This window comes from Pseudarthrobacter sp. YAF2 (assembly GCF_052113345.1).
Classification (GTDB): Bacteria; Actinomycetota; Actinomycetes; order Actinomycetales; family Micrococcaceae; genus Arthrobacter.
Genome location: NZ_JBFRDA010000006.1, coordinates 125,302 through 140,844, shown reverse-complemented (window position 1 = coordinate 140,844; position 15,543 = coordinate 125,302). Strand labels below are relative to the sequence as shown.

At 62.6% G+C, this 15,543-nt stretch carries 12 protein-coding genes and 1 pseudogene; 3 read left to right on the top strand and 10 right to left on the bottom strand.

The features are described from left to right. Positions 1-20: 20 nt before the first annotated feature. The 4 genes from AB4Y79_RS08315 to AB4Y79_RS08300 form a co-directional block, all read right to left on the bottom strand. Positions 21-710 (bottom strand): ABC transporter ATP-binding protein, encoded by a 690-nt coding sequence (locus AB4Y79_RS08315; protein WP_441860372.1) that lies wholly within the window; start codon positions 708-710, stop codon positions 21-23. After that, the gene (locus AB4Y79_RS08310) at positions 707-2,371 is read right to left on the bottom strand and encodes a branched-chain amino acid ABC transporter ATP-binding protein/permease (RefSeq protein ID WP_441860371.1); all 1,665 of its coding nucleotides are present in this window, start codon (positions 2,369-2,371) and stop codon (positions 707-709) included. The genes AB4Y79_RS08315 and AB4Y79_RS08310 overlap by 4 nt, the downstream gene beginning before the upstream one ends. A 67-nt stretch (positions 2,372-2,438) precedes the next feature. Continuing rightward, positions 2,439-3,296: a branched-chain amino acid ABC transporter permease gene (locus AB4Y79_RS08305; protein ID WP_441860370.1), complete on the bottom strand. Its 858-nt coding sequence runs from the start codon at positions 3,294-3,296 to the stop codon at positions 2,439-2,441. A 96-nt stretch (positions 3,297-3,392) separates the two neighbouring features. Further along, positions 3,393-4,577 carry an ABC transporter substrate-binding protein gene (locus AB4Y79_RS08300; protein WP_441860369.1) on the bottom strand — a complete coding sequence of 395 codons (1,185 nt, stop codon included), beginning with the start codon at positions 4,575-4,577 and terminating at the stop codon, positions 3,393-3,395. A 375-nt stretch (positions 4,578-4,952) separates the two neighbouring features. Here AB4Y79_RS08300 and AB4Y79_RS08295 point away from each other — a divergent pair, with 375 nt between their 5' ends. Together AB4Y79_RS08295 and AB4Y79_RS08290 are read left to right on the top strand one after the other, a co-directional pair. After that, positions 4,953-5,924 (top strand): helix-turn-helix domain-containing protein, encoded by a 972-nt coding sequence (locus AB4Y79_RS08295; RefSeq protein ID WP_441860368.1) that lies wholly within the window; start codon positions 4,953-4,955, stop codon positions 5,922-5,924. 741 nt (positions 5,925-6,665) lie between these two features. Then, positions 6,666-8,258 (top strand): GMC family oxidoreductase, encoded by a 1,593-nt coding sequence (locus AB4Y79_RS08290; protein ID WP_441860367.1) that lies wholly within the window; start codon positions 6,666-6,668, stop codon positions 8,256-8,258. 213 nt (positions 8,259-8,471) lie between these two features. Here AB4Y79_RS08290 and AB4Y79_RS08285 read toward each other — a convergent pair. Then, a pseudogene (locus AB4Y79_RS08285) lies at positions 8,472-8,852 on the bottom strand (aldehyde dehydrogenase family protein); the annotation flags it as partial. A gap of 693 nt (positions 8,853-9,545) precedes the next feature. Here AB4Y79_RS08285 and AB4Y79_RS08280 point away from each other — a divergent pair. Next, positions 9,546-9,818, top strand: a complete 273-nt coding sequence (locus AB4Y79_RS08280) for a hypothetical protein (protein ID WP_441860365.1) — start codon at positions 9,546-9,548, stop codon at positions 9,816-9,818. Positions 9,819-9,919: 101 nt separating this feature from the next. On the opposite strand, the gene AB4Y79_RS08275 is transcribed toward AB4Y79_RS08280, so the two are convergent. Genes AB4Y79_RS08275 through AB4Y79_RS08255 form a run of 5 tightly spaced genes read right to left on the bottom strand, consistent with a single transcriptional unit; the run spans position 9,920 to position 15,440 of the window. Next, positions 9,920-11,476: a glycoside hydrolase family 32 protein gene (locus tag AB4Y79_RS08275; protein WP_441860364.1), complete on the bottom strand. Its 1,557-nt coding sequence runs from the start codon at positions 11,474-11,476 to the stop codon at positions 9,920-9,922. Then, complete coding sequence (locus AB4Y79_RS08270; protein ID WP_441860363.1) at positions 11,473-12,570, bottom strand: ATP-binding cassette domain-containing protein; 1,098 nt, start codon at positions 12,568-12,570, stop codon at positions 11,473-11,475. The genes AB4Y79_RS08275 and AB4Y79_RS08270 overlap by 4 nt, the downstream gene beginning before the upstream one ends. Continuing rightward, positions 12,567-13,529: an ABC transporter ATP-binding protein gene (locus AB4Y79_RS08265; RefSeq protein WP_308931142.1), complete on the bottom strand. Its 963-nt coding sequence runs from the start codon at positions 13,527-13,529 to the stop codon at positions 12,567-12,569. Before AB4Y79_RS08265 ends, AB4Y79_RS08270 begins: the two co-directional genes overlap by 4 nt. Continuing rightward, positions 13,526-14,452 (bottom strand): ABC transporter permease, encoded by a 927-nt coding sequence (locus AB4Y79_RS08260; RefSeq protein ID WP_441860362.1) that lies wholly within the window; start codon positions 14,450-14,452, stop codon positions 13,526-13,528. Before AB4Y79_RS08260 ends, AB4Y79_RS08265 begins: the two co-directional genes overlap by 4 nt. Before the next feature lie 10 nt (positions 14,453-14,462). Then, a complete protein-coding gene (locus AB4Y79_RS08255) occupies positions 14,463-15,440 on the bottom strand; it encodes an ABC transporter permease (protein ID WP_441860456.1) in 978 nt (325 codons plus the stop codon). Positions 15,441-15,543: the final 103 nt, after the last annotated feature.

Genomic DNA, 15,543 nt, shown 5'->3' with positions numbered 1-15,543 from the left:
AGCCATTTTGGCCTGGAGCATCAGCCCAGGTAGGCCTTTTGCAGCGTGTCCCGGCTGGCAAGCAGTGCCTCGGCGCTGCCTGAATAGGTGACGCGCCCGCCGGTGACCACGAGCGCGTCGGTGGCGATCTGCAGGGCCAGATGGGCGAATTGTTCCACTAAAAGGACACCCACACCCGTCTCGGCTATGTGTTTCACAATGGGCATCAGGCGCAGGAAGACCACCGGCGCCAGCCCCAAGGACATCTCGTCTATCAGCAGCAACTTCGGCTGTGCGGCAAAGGCGCGGGCCAGGACCACCATTTGCTGTTCGCCGCCGGAGAGCAGGCCCGTCGCCGACCCGAGCCGTTTCTCCAGTTCGGGGAACAGAGCCAGGGCGCCGTCGAAGTCGGACGTGGTCCTGGCAGTGATCTCGAGGTTTTCGCGTACAGTCAACGACGGGAAAATTGCCCTGCCCTGTTCCACATGGGCAATGCCGAGCTTGGCCCGTTTCCGTCGTGAAATCGAGGTGATGTCGGTGCCGTTGAAGGTGATCTTGCCGGTGCTGGCCTGGACAATTCCAGAGACCGATTCGAGCAGGCTCGTCTTTCCTGCTCCGTTGGGACCCACCAGGGCGGTGACGGTGCCCGGTTCCACAGTCAGCGAAACGTGGGAAATCACCGGCCCCGCACCACGGCTTATCGCTACGTCGTCAAGTGTCAGCGTGGTCATATCAACTCCGTTTCGCCCATGTAGGCCTTGAGGACTTTCGGATCGGCAAGCACTTGTTCCTGTTCACCGCTCGCCAGTACCTCACCGAAATCCAGGACAGTGATGTACTGGCACACGCTGCGGACCAGGTCCAGATCGTGTTCGATGATGAGGATCGTCGTTCCGTACCGCTGTGGAACCTGCCGGAGCCTTTGGCCGAAGGCGACGTGTTCCTCGTGGGAGAGGCCTGCCGCCGGCTCGTCCAGGATCAGGAGCCGTGGGCGGGCGGCAACGTTGGCAGCCACCTCGATAATCCGCCGGGTGCCGACGTCGACGTTGGAGATTCTGACTCCAGGTTCCGGGCAACCGAAGAAGTCCAGAATGTCTGTAATTTCTTCCCGGCCCGCCTTTCCCCGTGCGATGAAGTTCATGTACTCGTAAACCGTCAGGCTGGGGGGCACGCGATCTTGCTGGAACGTGCGCCTCAGTCCTGCCCTGGCCCTTTGGTGGGGCGCCAGGTCGTTGAGCCGGTCCTCTCCGAGCCAGACGTCGCCGCTATGTTGTGGCAGGAATCCGGACACGGCATCGACAAAGGTGGATTTGCCGGCGCCGTTCGGGCCGATCAGGCCCACTATTGTCCCTTCTGCGATGGTCATGCTGACGTCTTGAAGTGCCTTGATTTGTCCGAATTCGACGGTAACGTTCGCCACTTTGAGCAGGGCCTTTCCCTCCACGGCGCTTCGGGGAGCGGCGTCAGGTGATTCCTCCGGCATAGACACCAAAACCGCCGTGGCCGGGCCGGACTTGCGCTGCTTGCGGCGGGACAGGGCATTGCGGATGTCCTGGCCGAGATTCGAATTGCTGGTCAGCGCCTGGATGCCCATGGCACCGAAGACCACCAGGCCCCAGTCCTGGGGGATACCCCACCGCTTGAGCAATTCCGGAATCAGGACCCAGAGAATGCCGCCGAACAGGGCCATTTCCACCAAGTGCGCGCCCGCGACGATCGAGAGGACATACAGCGCCAAGGACTGGAGCGTGGTGAATGCAGAGGGAAACGCCGTGGAGACCTGGCCGGCCATGAGGCCGCCGCCGATGCCGGCGATCGCAGAACTGGTCGCAAAGGCTGACAGCTTGGCGATCCGTACGCTGCTGCCGGCCGAAGCCGTTCCGCGTTCGGAGAAGGCAACGGACCGCCAGCTGCTGCCCCATCGGCTCTTCTGGAGAAAGAACACGGCAAGGGCGATGGCTACCAGTGCGATGACTGTCAGGAAGAAGTAGGCCCGGTCCGTGCCGAACAGATCAGGTCGCGGGATCTTGGTGCCAGTCACAGCACCTGGGAACTGCGTCTTGACCAGGGTCAGGTCCGCCGCCGCCGCAAACCCGAGAGTGACTACGGCAAGATTGACACCTCGCAGCCTCAATGCCGGCAGACCAATGACGGTTCCAGCAAGTCCCGATACGATGCCGCCAGCCACAATCCAGACCAGGAGCCCACCCGGTGCCCCCACGAGGCTCAGCCAGGAAACGATCCAGGCACCGACTGCCGCGAAGGTCAGCTGGCACAGCACAATCATGCCCGCGGTTCCGGTGACCACACCCAGACCGATCAAGGAGATAGTGGCGACCATCGCCGTCGTTGCCAAATACACCAGGTAGCCCGGCAGCAGGATACTGACCATCCATCCAATGACAAGTGCCGCGGCACCAACGGCCAAAGCAATTCCTGGCCGCAACGAGAACTTATTTCTAGCGAGCTGCATCCCACACCTCCCGGCGCTGGTTCCAAAGAAGGAAGACGACAATGACGACGAGCGGGATCCAGTCCCGCAAGAGGATCAGCTGGCTGAACTGGGCCGCAGCACCCTGCGCCATTCCAAGCAACAGCCCGCCGATCAAAGCCAGGTCCAGCCGTTTGATGCCGCCCAGCAGGGCTGCTGCGGAGGCAGAAATCACCAGCATCGAAAGGGACACCGCATCGCTGGTCTGGGTCGGGGCCACAATGGCGACGGCAATGCCAACAATGATGCTGGTAACGGCCCAGACTCCGATGGCCAGCGGCTTGACCGGCACGCCCAGAAGTTCGGCGGCCACAGGCCTGTCCGCGATCGCCCGGAGTTTTACGCCGATGGAGGTTTTGCCCAGCACCAGCTTCGCCGCGATGGCGACGACCAGGGCGAGGATCACCATGACCACGGTGACTTGGCTGATTACCACGCCCTCGAAAGTGAACGCCGGTCCGGAGAAAAGGGCACGGAACGTTTTTGGTTTGGTGCCGAAAAGAATGAAGGAGATGGATATCAGGAGCAGAAGTGCGGCCACCGTCACGGCCGAGCGGGCGCTGATGGATGCCTCCGGCAGCCAGATGGCGATGACTAGGCCCAGTAAGGCTGACATCAGGGCACCGACGATGATCCCCAGGGCAATGGCAGGAATTTGGGGAATCCCCATGCCTGCAAACGTAACCGCCAGGAACGCCCCGAACATGCCGACGGCGGCTTGGGAGAAGTTGATGACCCGTACCAACTGGGCCATGAGCGTAAGGCAGACTGCGATGACGGCGTAGACGCCGCCGGCCGCAAGGCCTGCGAATGCACCCTGAAGCATTTTTTGCCTCCTTAGGAAGCTGGAAATGAAGGTGGATGAGGGGTGGAAAGCCAGGCGGGCGGTGCAGGAGCACCGCCCGCCTGGCGAATGGCGGTTCTACTTGACCGTCATCCAGTCGTCGGCCGCGCTCTCCCAGGTTGTGGATCCCGGACGGATAGTGATGGGCCAGCCTGCAGTATTCGAGGAGTGGCTGTCACCGGCTCCGAAGATAAACGGGGTGCCGGTCATGGGGTTCTCGGACGGTTTGGTTTGGGCCTTCAGGGCTGCGGCCACCGTTTCATGCGTCACGTCGCCCTTGATGGTCTTGAGAGTTTCCAGAAAGTGCGTTGCCGCCAGGTAGCCGCCCTGGCCGAAGGAGGTCAGCGGAATGTTGTTCTTTTCCATGAGTTGCCTCCAGTCGTCGTTCGCAGCAATTCCATCCACCGTGTAAGGGGAGAACTCCGCAGGGACATAGACACCCTTGCCCACAAAGCTTGCAGCCTGGGCAAACTGGACCGAGTAGGTGGAGGTCAGGAAGAGGAAGGTCATGTCCTTCATGCCCTGGGCCTCTGCAGCCTTCAACACTCCACTGGCGTCCGGTTCCACGCCGTTGGAAAATATCGCGTCGCAGCCGGCCTCCTTGGCCTTGACCACGTAGGGCGTGAAGTCCGGGGCTCCATAGGGGACGGTGTCATCCAGCATCGCGAAGGTCTTGCCCGTCGCCTTGGTCCACGCGTCAAACGCTTTTTGATAGGCAGGCCGCGTGGAGCCCGCGATTTCCAGGAGCCCGCAGATCTTCTTCAGGCCCAGCTTTTCGCTGCCGTAGGTAAGGGTGAGCTGGCTGTCGAGGTACGGTCCGGCGTTGACGGCGGAGCCGTTCGGAGTCGTGAAGCAGTACGGGTCCACGCCGGTTCCCTGGATGGAGGCCAGTCCCTGCTGCTCGTAGTACGCGGAGTTGACCTCGCAGTCCAGCAAACTGGCCGAGCCCACCATCGCCACGGCTCCCTTGCCTACGGCGTCCCTTGCGGCAGCGGTGGCCCCCGCGGGATCGCTCTTGTCATCGAGTACTTCGTACTGGATGGGCCTTCCGTTCAGCCCGCCGTCGGCGTTGAACTTGTCGAAGACAGCCTTGGCCGCCTGCGACGCTTCAGCGAAGGTTACGGGGCCGCTGAGTGCGTTGACAGAGGCGACCACGATCGGCTGACCTGTTGCAGTGGAGCCGGCGGTATTGCCTCCGCAGGCGGTGACTGCCATCAGGCAAACGGCGCCGATGGCAGTGGCTACCAGTATTTTCTTGCTCATTTGGAACTTTCCCTCTCGCGTCACGGACGGACGTCGATGTCCGTTCGTTGGGTACTCGGGCTTCCCCGAAAGACTTGCTGTTGACAATTTACGGACCGGCATGTCCGCCTACGTTGTAAAAACAGGCATGCCACTTGTCAGAATGCGAAGGACTTCAGGGGGCGGCCAGGAGGCTGTGTACGTTACTGCCGTACGGGTTGGCGGGACCCTGGAGGGTAGGCTGCGGCGGGTGTTGTGAAACGGGCAGACCGCCTGTAACAGATTCGACATGACTTTTTGCGAAACAGGCCTAAGATGTAGTCGAGATCACATCGATCGCATGCATAAACTCGTTGGCATATATTCTCATCGACCCCCAATGGGGAGGGTCGGGCGATGAAGGAAGAGGGCAAAGTGGCGCTCACACTCTCATCGCGGCAGGAAGTCCAGACGGCGGAAGCGCCGGATTTCGATACTTGGCGCCAGCTTGTCTCGGAGTCATTTGTCCCGCTGGACGTCACGTGTGACCGCAAGGACAACTTCCAGGGCAGGATGCGATCCCGGTCTATGGGAGACGTTTCCGCGGTGGAAGTATCCGCGGAGGGCCATAACGTCCTGCGAAAGCCGTCGCTGATCCGGGACACTGATGGCCACTACTTCAAGTTGAGCATCATGCTCGAAGGGTCCGGACTCCTGATCCAGGACAACAGGGAGGCCCTGCTGCTGCCGGGTGACATCGCTGTATACGACACCCAGCGTCCCTACACGCTCGCCTTCGAAGATTCGTTCCGCTGCCTGGTGCTGATGTTTCCGCCGCAGCTGATGGACCTGCCGGCCAGTTCGGTGGGTCAGCTGACAGCAGTCAGGATGGGCAGGGACGAACGGCTGGGCAGAGTGATCAGCCCGTTCCTGGTGGAAATAGCGCGGAACCTGGACCAATTCTCCGATGCCATTGGCACCAGGCTGGCATGCAACGCAGTGGATCTGGTGACCACCATGTTCTCGGCGGAGCTGGATCTGTCCAAGGGGACCGCCAGCAACCCGCGTGCCGAACTCATGCACCGCATCCGCGCTTTTATCGAAGCCAACCTGGGCGACTCGGATCTGAATCTGGCAACAGTTGCCGCTGCCCATTTCATCTCAACCAGATACCTGCACAGCCTCTTCCATGACGAGAACGAGTCGGCAGCTAACTGGATCCGCAACAGGCGGCTCGAGCGGTGCCGCAGGGAGCTGAAGGATCCAGTCCATGCCAGGCGCTCAATCAGCTCGATTGCCTCAAGATGGGGCTTCAACGATGCCGCCCACTTCAGCCGCCTATTCCGCGCCGCATATGGGGAGACACCGAGCAACTACCGCGAGCGGTAGCGTTCTGCTTTGCCGTTTTGCCGGGTCGCAGGTCGGGGTCGGGCCTTTCATCCGGCAGGACCTCGGCGCAGGCGGAGCGTGTGTAGTCGTCCACGGCGACGTGGACGTAGTCAAAGCCTGGGTTTCTGCCTGAGGAGCGGCGGTCCGTGGCCCATGGAGCCCGGATCTGCACCCCAATCACCGGATCCAGGTCCCACAGGTGCGGCGTGCCCGTACGGGCCAGAATACGAGTGATCGTCCGGGCGCTGGTGCGGCAGCGCATGGCCAGGTCCGTTGGGCCTTCGCGGTGCTCAAGCCGTTTGGCCAGAACGTCAGATTCGACTTTCGCCGGAGTGGCGTGGGGGCATGACCTTGGTCTGGAGCTGCGGTCTTCAAGGCCGTCCCAGTCGTGAGCAGGTACCGGCTGAACCGGCGGTGGGCAAGCAGGAACCTGGCCAGGCCGAAGCCCGTCGGGCCTGCCTCGTAAACGACTCGCACGCCTTGCTTTGAAAAGGAGGTTCCTAAAGCTGGACGCTCCGGATACGGTCCGGCGACAATGGCCTTCAGAAGGAACCAAGCCCCGGGCCTGGCACGGGAGCCGCTACCTCCTGCTACAGATCGTCTAGGCAGGGACCGAGATGCCAATTGTGCGCATGTGTCATACCAGCACTGCGCTGACGTCCATGGCTATGTCGCGGGTTGGAACCAAAATTGAAGGGAGCCGCCATTTGCTGTGAGGCGCAATATCGCGAAAGGTCAATGATGACGAATACCCCATTTGATTTCATCGTGGTCGGTGCCGGATCCGCCGGATCCGTCCTCGCCCGAAGGCTTGTCGACGACGGCAAGAAAGTCGCAGTGTTGGAAGCCGGCGGTGATGACAACAATCCGATGATCGCATCTCTAACCTCCCTGGGAGGATTGTGGCATGGGCCAGAAGACTGGGACTACTTCACCACCGAGCAGGACCATTGCCTCGGACGCAGACTTCATTTGCCGCGTGGCAAGGTTCTCGGTGGATCCCATGCCCTCAATGCAGCCATCTGGGTCCGCGGGGCAAAGCAGGACTATGACACCTGGGCCTACATCGGCAACCCCGGCTGGTCCTGGGACGACGTGCTGCCGGTCTTCAAGGAGATCGAGAACTATGACGGGGGCGGCTCAGAGACCCGCGGCGATTCAGGGCTACTGGACGTTGTCAAGGGATTTCCACTGAATTCCGTGCAGGATTCCATCCTCGATGCCGCCCAGGAAATCGGCATCAAACTCAACGACGACTACAACAGCGGTGACGTCGAAGGCGTGTCCAAGATGCAGTTGAACATCCGTGGCGGCAAGCGGTTCAACACCTGGCACGCCTACCTCAAGCCAATAGTCCGCGATGAGAATCTCACCCTGATTACAGGGGCGCACGTCCGGCGCCTCGTCATTGAAGCAGGAACCGTCACCGGCGTCGAATATGAAAAGGATGGGACGCTGCACATGCTAGCAGCGGCTGAGACCGTCCTGACGGCTGGCGCCCTCAACTCTCCCGAGTTGCTGTTGCGCTCTGGCGTCGGTCCGGCGGAGGAACTACGCCTTGTCGGCGTCGAACCTGTCCATGACCTTCCCGGAGTGGGCCTGAACCTTCAGGACCACTTTCTTTCTCCGGTCATATACACGACCACGAAGAGGGGAGTCCCCTTTCCCGAAATCGGACCGGCCGAGACACATCTGTTCTGGAAGAGCGAACCCGATATGGCGGTGCCGGACACCCAGCCCATTCACTTCTCCTTCCCAATGTATGACCCCGAATGGATGGAAGGACCGGAAAACGGCTTCACGCTCATGGCCGGCCTCGTCCGGCCTGTGAGCCGGGGAACCCTCAAACTCTCGGGCCCCCGCGCCGAAGATCCTCTGCTCATTGACTTGGGCGCCTTGCGTGAGGAGCAGGACGTGAAAGCCCTTGTGGCCTCAGTACGCCAGTGCCGGGAGCTTGGCCGCGCACAGGCGTTGGCCCAATGGGGCGCCGTCGAGCTGTACCCGGGGCCGGGCGTGTCCGATGACGAACTGGAAGATTATGTGCGTCGGACCGTGGTCACCTACCACCACCAGGTGGGAACCTGCAAGATGGGCGTCGACACTGACGCCGTCGTCGATCCACGCACCTTAAGGGTTCGTGGCCTGGCAGGGATCCGCGTTGCAGATGCATCCGTTATGCCGCTGGTGCCAACAGGCAATACGAATGCACCGACGATCATGATTGCGGAGCGGGCCGCGAAGTTCATCAAGGCCCAACGAAACGCCACTGCCGAAGACCACACTCATGATGCGGCGCTGGAAGGCAGCCGGGACGACTTCGTGGGGGCCCCGTAAGCAGCTGGACCCCATTTTTCGGGAATTCCTGGGCAACGGCTTGGGCGCAACAATTCGACAGCAAGGAAATGCCCCCGCCACTGACAGGGGCATTTCCTCCTCTTGCCACGTGATGACCTGCTCCTTTGATGTATGGATCGGCATCGGCGATGAGGCGTTGCCGGTGCCTAGGGGGCGAGCGCCGGCCAGGCGGCTCTTAGCCGTTGATTACCTGGGGCCCATCGAGGGCTTTGAGGCCGGGTTGTCGTTGTCGATGTCCGCTACCAGGGTGGTGGGGTAGAAGTAACCCGGCTGGCTTGCGTCGGGATTGCCCCCGAGCAGTATCTTGGCTCCGCTGTCGCGGCTGGCCTCAACCAGGTCGGCTACCATCTCATGCTGTGCCTTGGTCTGCAGCGGTCCCAGGACATTGTTCTCGTCGAGCCCGTTGCCCGTGGGCATCGAGGCGGCGACGGCCGTGAGTTCTTAACGGACCGCATCGTAGATATCCTCGTGGACGTAGAGCCGCTTGACGGTGTCCGAAGAGGACTTGATGATGGCCTTACCCGCGGCGGTGGAGCCTGTGAACATGATTTTGCCGATCGCGGGGTGGGCGGACCCACGACATCTCCGCGTCCCAGGGCGGCTCCAGCCTCAACCGGAGCCATCTTCAAAGCGAGACCAGTCCTGGCGGCGATACTGTCAGGAGCGACCTAAATTCACCGGTTGTTCGGGCATTTTGCGGGGAGGGATCATGTTGAGCCTCGGCATCAGGGAATTCTTTGGCTTGCGGTGCTGGTTCCTGAAATTCCGCCGGTGCAGGGCTAACGCAAGGACGAGCAAAGAAGAACATGGATGGCAGGTAGATTATGGGCGAAACAGCGTGGCAGGTAGATGTCTGTGACGGATCCTGTTGGGTCGCCCAGGCGCCGCGCCAAAGGGGTCAGCGGGCAATGAAAGCCTTTAACTGCCCGAAGGGCCACTTGGTTGTTTCCCATGTTGTCAAGAGGAACACAGCCGGCGGCCGGTGCTTAGGGTATTCCGGCCCGATAGCCTGAACCAGATCTGCTCATCATCGAGCCGGGGAACCGATGAAGCGCTTTGCCGCACAGCCCTTTGTGTCACTGCTTCTGCCGACCGGGTGTGCACCCAGGTCATTATCGTGCACGTTAGCCCGATGCCCGGCAAAACAAGTTGGCTGGCGCACCGTGATCCTCGCCTCTTCAGAGGCTAAGAGGGAATAGCAGGGGCGGGTTTGGGCTTGTTCCTACTGAGGCGCCGACCGCTGGCTGCCTCGTCGAAAGGACACTCTTGCCCATCGCTTTCATTCCCTTCTCCATGCGCGCCTCTGTCCGTGACGAGCACCGCCGCACCTTCCGCACAGACATTGAGCGCGTGTCCGACGGACATCTCCGCTGGACACCCCTGGACGTGCTCAGGTCAACGAACACCCAGGCTGAATTCCGCGGCGCCGTCCACAAGGGCCCGCATACCGCTACCGATGCGAGCCTCGCCCGGTACCTGGAGGACCGTCTCGCTGCCGAGAACATCCACCTGGATCTCTGCGTCACCATCGAACGGTAAGCCGATCTTCGAAGCCCCGGACCATGTACGCGGCTCGCTGCACGCAACCGGTCAGGAGATCATCGCAATTGGACTCGTCCCTCGAACCACCGGGCCACCGTTCAGGGGAACAGGCTCCGGGGACCCTCATGGATTTCGGCCATCGTCCATGCGTCGAGGGAAAGTATCTGGGCCGTCCCTTCGGCGGCAAGCCTGACTTGTTCCCCGCCGAGGGTGGGGTAAACGCGGGCCGTGAGCGGGATTCCGTTGGCAAAAATTTCGACGGCGGATCGGTCCAGGATGACACGCAGGTGCACCCGCCCTTCGGGCATGGGGACGGGTCCGGCCTTCTCTTCCACATCAACGGTGGGATCGAGGCTGCTTCGCGCGCGGTCCAGGCGGAGCGTGCCGTTGGTGGAGCCGTCGGTTGCCCTGAGCAGCTCGATGACGGTTTCCTCGTCGGGTATGGCGGAGGTAAGCGTGTCCGTGGAGCCCAGGACGCCCAGCCGCAGCTGGGCGCCTGGTGCCAGTTGGAGGTCCAGTTCGAGGTCGAGTTGCGTGCCGGACAAGCCAAGTTCCAAGGCCGCCGATGTACTGGACAACGTCTGTCCGGGCAGACTCACATGGTCACGGCGCAGCTTCTTGATTTCCGGGACGGGTGCGAAGCGGAGTGTACCGTCGCCGGCCGCCGTGACGATCCGAGGCAGGCTCATGACTCCTGACCAGCCGGCCTCCACCATGGCGGCATCACTTCGGCCTTCCTGCATCCAGCCGAACATGATATGTCGGCCGGATTCATCCTGGAACGATTGCGGCGCGTAGAAGAACCGGCCTCCGTAGTCGAGACGGTGCAGCGCTGCGGGCTCGAAGGTATCCCCGGCATACCGGCCGGTCCAGTACAGCGGGTGGCGGGTGTCGCCGTCGTCCCATGCGGAAAAGACCAGCACATCGGGGGATCCATCAGAAGGGGCAGACCCCAGCGAACCCTTCCCCGCCCGGAACAGGTCCACGCATTCCCACATGGTCCCCGTCCAATCGTTGTCCTCAGGATCGCCCTGCGAGGCATCGCCGATGAATAACGGCCCGATGTAATCCCACGATCGCAGGTTCGAGGACTCGTACAAGAACGCCGTTCCGCCGCGCCCACGAATGCCTGAACCCACCAACTGCCGCCACTTCGTTCCCTCACGCCAGACGCAGTGATCGCGGTACGCCGTAATGTCCGCGCCAACCGGTGGCGCTGCGATCACGGGGTTTCCGGGGTCCTTGGTCCAGGTCAGAAGGTCCGGAGAGCCTACTGCGATGCAGGGCAGTTCTTTGCCCTGCAGCCGCCCAGAATAAACCAGGGTGGGGGTGCCGTCGTCGTTCACCAAGACCCCGGACCAGCAGCCCTCGGCGTCGGGTCCTGCGGACGGTTCCAAGGCAACAGGCTGGTCCGTCCACGTGATCAGATCGGTGCTGGTGGCATGACCCCACCGAATGCGGTGGTGGAATGCGCCTTCTGGGTTGTACTGGTAAAAGAGGTGGTACGTGCCGTTCCATTGACTGACGCCGTTGGGATCGTTGAGCCAGCCGGCGGGTGACACGAAGTGGAAGCGTGGCCGGAGAGGATCGGATTCGGCGCGGCCAACCAGCTCATCCTGAGGCACGGTGGCGAGCGGGTGGGTCAGTTCAGTCATGCGGAGGCCTTTTCGTGAGTGTTCGACGCCGGGAGGTTGGGTTGCGTCGGTTCGCCCGCCAGTGCATGGCCGTTGTTGCCAGCCCACGGCTGGTAGAGGTGGCAGCGTACCCAATGGCGCTTTTCGCGGTCTCCAACCTGATGTCGCACGGGTTCCTCGGCCGAACAGGCCTGGTTCGGGTCGCCGTCGTAAGCGCAATGCGCCGACGCCATGACCGCTTGCCGCAGTTCGGCACGGCGGACAGGATCATACGAACCTGCCCTGGCGGGGTCCGGGACAGCCGAAACGAGGAGTTGCGTGTAGGGGTGGCCGGGGCTTGAGAGCAAATCCAGGGACTCGCCTTCCTCGACGAGTTCCCCGGCGAACATCACCGCCGTCCGGTCTGCCAGGTAGCGGGCGGACGCGAGGTCGTGGGTGATGTAGAGCATGGAGATGCCCTGCTCGTCGCGGAGCTTTCGCATCAGGTTCAGCACGCCGATCCGGACTGAAACATCCAGCATGGAGGTGGGTTCGTCGGCCAGGATGACTTGTGGTTCAACGGCGAGGGCGCGGGCAATCGCAACCCGCTGGCGCTGACCGCCGGAAAGCTCGTGCGGGTAGGAGTTCAGCATGTCCGCCTGCAGGCCCACGGTGGTCATAAGCTCTTCGAGACGGCGGTGGGTCTCCGTCTCGGAGCCGCCGCCCTTCCGGTGGATCGCCAGCGACCTCCGCAGGAAGTGCTCCACTCTGTGGGCAGGATTCAGCGAGCCGAAGGGGTCCTGGAAGACCATCTGCAGTTGGGAGCGGAAGGCTCGCGATGCTTGGAAGCGGTCGCGCTTGAGGACGTCGACGCCGTCGATCAGGATCTCGCCGGAGCTCGGCTTTTCGAGCCGGGCAACGCAGCGGGCGAGGGTGCTTTTGCCCGACCCGGACTCTCCCACGAGGGCAACGATTTCGCCGCGGTCAATGGTCAGGTCGATGCCGTGCAGGGCCCGGACGGTCCCTTGGGAGAACAGGCCACCGATGGGGAAAGACTTGCCCAGTCCGCGGACCTCGAGGGCGGGCGTTTGGGTGGAAACGTCTGGACGTGGTGAAGACTGAACAGCGTGGCTCATCGTGCGGCTCCTTCCATGATGGCAGCGTCAGCCGCCGAAGCGTCGGCACTGACAGGTGCCACGAAATGTCCGGGTGCCACTTCGGTGAGGTCCGGGATATTCCGGAACTTCACGCCGTCGGGCAGTCCCGTCAACGGAACCCGCGGACCGGTGAGCGGCGGGAACGCACCCATCAGCGCCCGGGTGTAGGGGTGGCGGGGGTCGGCGTAGACGTCCTGGGCCTTCGCGGTCTCCACGATCCGGCCGCCGTACATCACGGCCATGCGGTGCGAGAGTTCCACCATGAGGGACATGTCGTGGGTGATGAAGAGGACGGAGAAGCCCAGTTCGCGCTGGAGTTCCTTGATTTGCGCCATGATTTCCTGCTGCACCACCACGTCCAGGGCCGTCGTGGGTTCGTCCAGGATCAGCAGCGAGGGCTTGAGCGCCACGGCCATCGCGATCACCGCGCGCTGGCGCATGCCACCCGAAAGCTGGTGCGGGTAGGACTTCAGGCGTGCGGGGTCGATCCTCACGAGTTCGAGCAGTTCACCCGCGCGCCGCAGTGATTCCTTGCGGGAGTAGCCGGCATGGGTGGTGAAGATGTCCACGATCTGTTCGCCGATGGTCAGCACGGGATTGAGCGAGTTCATCGCTGACTGGAAGACCATGGCCACGTCCTGCCACCGGAAGCGCCGCAGCTCATCCGGGGTCATGGCCAGGACGTCTTTGCCACCAAAGGAAATGCTGCCGCCGGCGATCTTCGCGGGATCCTTCAGGAGCCGCATGATTGAGTTGGCGATAGTGGATTTCCCGCAGCCGGATTCTCCCGCGAGGCCGAACACCTCTCCAGTGCCGATGCTGAAGGAAACGCGGTTGACGGCGGTGGTGGAGCGGGTGTCGCCGATGTACTCGACGGTGAGGTCCTTGACGTCCAGGACCGGTTCGTGGGAGCCGAAGGAGACTTGGGAGATGGTCATTTGGCGGCGCTCCTTTCGGTATCTTTCGGGGTTTTGATCTTCCGCAGCCGCGGGTTGGTGACCTCGTCCACGGCGTAGTTGATGAGGGCAAGGGCGAAGGCGACCAGCGCGATGCAAACACCCGACGGGACGAACACCCACCAGCTGCCGGTGAGCAGGGCGCCTTCGTTGCCGGCCCAGAAGAGGTTGTTGCCCCAGGACACTGTGCTGACATCGCCCAGGCCCAGGAACTCCAGTCCCGCTTGGGCACCGATGCCGTAGATGACGCAGGCCAGCAGGGTGCCCATGACGATCGAGGCCATGTTGGGCAGGATTTCGCGGAACATGATCCGCCCGGCCCGTTCGCCGGACACTACGGCCGCGGCAACGAAGTCCTTGGAGCGGATGGATAGTGCCTGTGAGCGCAGGACGCGTGCTGAGCCTGCCCAGCCGGTGACGACAAGGACAAGAATCACGGTGCCCAGCCCCGGAGGCAGGAACGCGGCCAGGATGACCAGCAGCGGCAGGCCGGGAAGGAGCAGGAAGACGTTGGTCGCCAGGGACAGTGCTTCGTCGATGAATTTTCCGAAGTACGCGGAGGCCAGTCCCACCAGGATCCCGGTGAAAGTGGAGGCGAAGCCCACGGTCAGCCCCACGAACAGGGAACTCCGGGAGCCGTGGACAGTCAGCGCGAGCACGTCCTGGCCTTTGGCTGTCGTTCCCAGCCAGTGCTCGGGAGAGGGTTCCAGGGAGGCCATGTCGGTGATCCGCGACGGGTCGCCCGGGAAGAGCACCGGTGCGAGCAGGGCCAGTGCAATGAAGACGAGCATCACGGCCGTCCCCGTCATGGCCTTTTTGTTGGTGCGGAGGCCGTGGACGAAGCTGCGGTTGGGCTTGCGGGCAGCTGTGGGCTCAGTGGGCTGCTTCAGAATTGCGGTTGTCATGATGGGTCCCTCAGTTGCTGCGCACGCGCGGGTCGAGGCGGACGTAGAGGACGTCCACCATGAAGTTGGCCAGCAGCACGGCGGCGGTGATGGTCAGGAACAGGCCCTGCATGAGCGGGTAGTCGAGGCCTTGGACGGCGTTGAGGAGCTGGTAGCCGACGCCGGGATACGCGAACACCACCTCGGTCAGCATGGCACCGCCCACCACGAAGCCCAGGCTCATGCCGAAACTGGTCACGGAGGGGAGCATGGCGTTGCGGGCTGCGTAGCGGAACATGATGCGTCCCGGACGTAGTCCCTTGGCCTCGGCCATGGTGATGTAGTCCTCGGAGTTGGTGGCGATCATCGTGTTGCGCATGCCAAGCATCCAGCCGCCGATCGACACCAGCACGATTGTCAGCGCTGGAAGCACCAAGTGGGCGCCGACGTCGGAAAGAAACTCCCAGGTGAAGCCGGGTTCCACACCGTCACTGAACGCGTGGCGCAGCGGCGACCAGCCCAGGATCACTCCGAACAGGTACAGCGCGCCCATAGCCAGCCAGAAGTATGGGAAGGAGCCGATGAAGATCAACACTGGCGGCAGTGCGGAGTCGATCGCGCCGCCCCGCCGCCAGGCGGCCAGGATGCCGAGCAAGTTACCTGCGACGGCGGCAATCACCAGTGCGGTGCCGCCGAGCAGGAGGGTCCAGCCGATCTGGGCGGCGATGACCTCGGTGACCGGGGCGGGGAAGCGGGAAATCGAAATGCCCATGTTGCCAGTGACAATGTTGTGCAGATAGTCGATGTACTGCTCCCAGATGGGACGGTCGTCCACACCGAGGAGCTTACGCAGTGCGTCGATCTGTTCCGGCTGCATCTTGCCCTGGGTACGGGCAAACATGCGCGAGACGGGATCCCCGGGCATGAAGCGCGGGAGCAGGAAGTTCAGGGTGATGGACGCCCAGAAGGCGATGAGGTAGAAACCCAATCGGCGCAGGATAAAGCGCACGGTTTCCTCCATTCAGGTATTGCGGCAATGGGGAGGGGGCGGCATGCCCGGCGCGGTGATCCGGCGCCGGGCATGCCGGGCTGCTGGGCCCTGCGAGGCCCAG

What these genes read in the sequence shown, in the direction of transcription:
- AB4Y79_RS08315 (WP_441860372.1), bottom strand. Translation starts at nt 710, where the DNA reads ATGACCACGCTGACACTTGACGACGTAGCGATAAGCCGTGGTGCGGGG.
- AB4Y79_RS08310 (WP_441860371.1), bottom strand. Translation starts at nt 2,371, where the DNA reads ATGGTCAGTATCCTGCTGCCGGGCTACCTGGTGTATTTGGCAACGACG.
- AB4Y79_RS08305 (WP_441860370.1), bottom strand. Translation starts at nt 3,296, where the DNA reads ATGCTTCAGGGTGCATTCGCAGGCCTTGCGGCCGGCGGCGTCTACGCC.
- AB4Y79_RS08300 (WP_441860369.1), bottom strand. Translation starts at nt 4,577, where the DNA reads ATGAGCAAGAAAATACTGGTAGCCACTGCCATCGGCGCCGTTTGCCTG.
- AB4Y79_RS08295 (WP_441860368.1), top strand. Translation starts at nt 4,953, where the DNA reads ATGAAGGAAGAGGGCAAAGTGGCGCTCACACTCTCATCGCGGCAGGAA.
- AB4Y79_RS08290 (WP_441860367.1), top strand. Translation starts at nt 6,666, where the DNA reads ATGACGAATACCCCATTTGATTTCATCGTGGTCGGTGCCGGATCCGCC.
- AB4Y79_RS08275 (WP_441860364.1), bottom strand. Translation starts at nt 11,476, where the DNA reads ATGACTGAACTGACCCACCCGCTCGCCACCGTGCCTCAGGATGAGCTG.
- AB4Y79_RS08270 (WP_441860363.1), bottom strand. Translation starts at nt 12,570, where the DNA reads ATGAGCCACGCTGTTCAGTCTTCACCACGTCCAGACGTTTCCACCCAA.
- AB4Y79_RS08265 (WP_308931142.1), bottom strand. Translation starts at nt 13,529, where the DNA reads ATGACCATCTCCCAAGTCTCCTTCGGCTCCCACGAACCGGTCCTGGAC.
- AB4Y79_RS08260 (WP_441860362.1), bottom strand. Translation starts at nt 14,452, where the DNA reads ATGACAACCGCAATTCTGAAGCAGCCCACTGAGCCCACAGCTGCCCGC.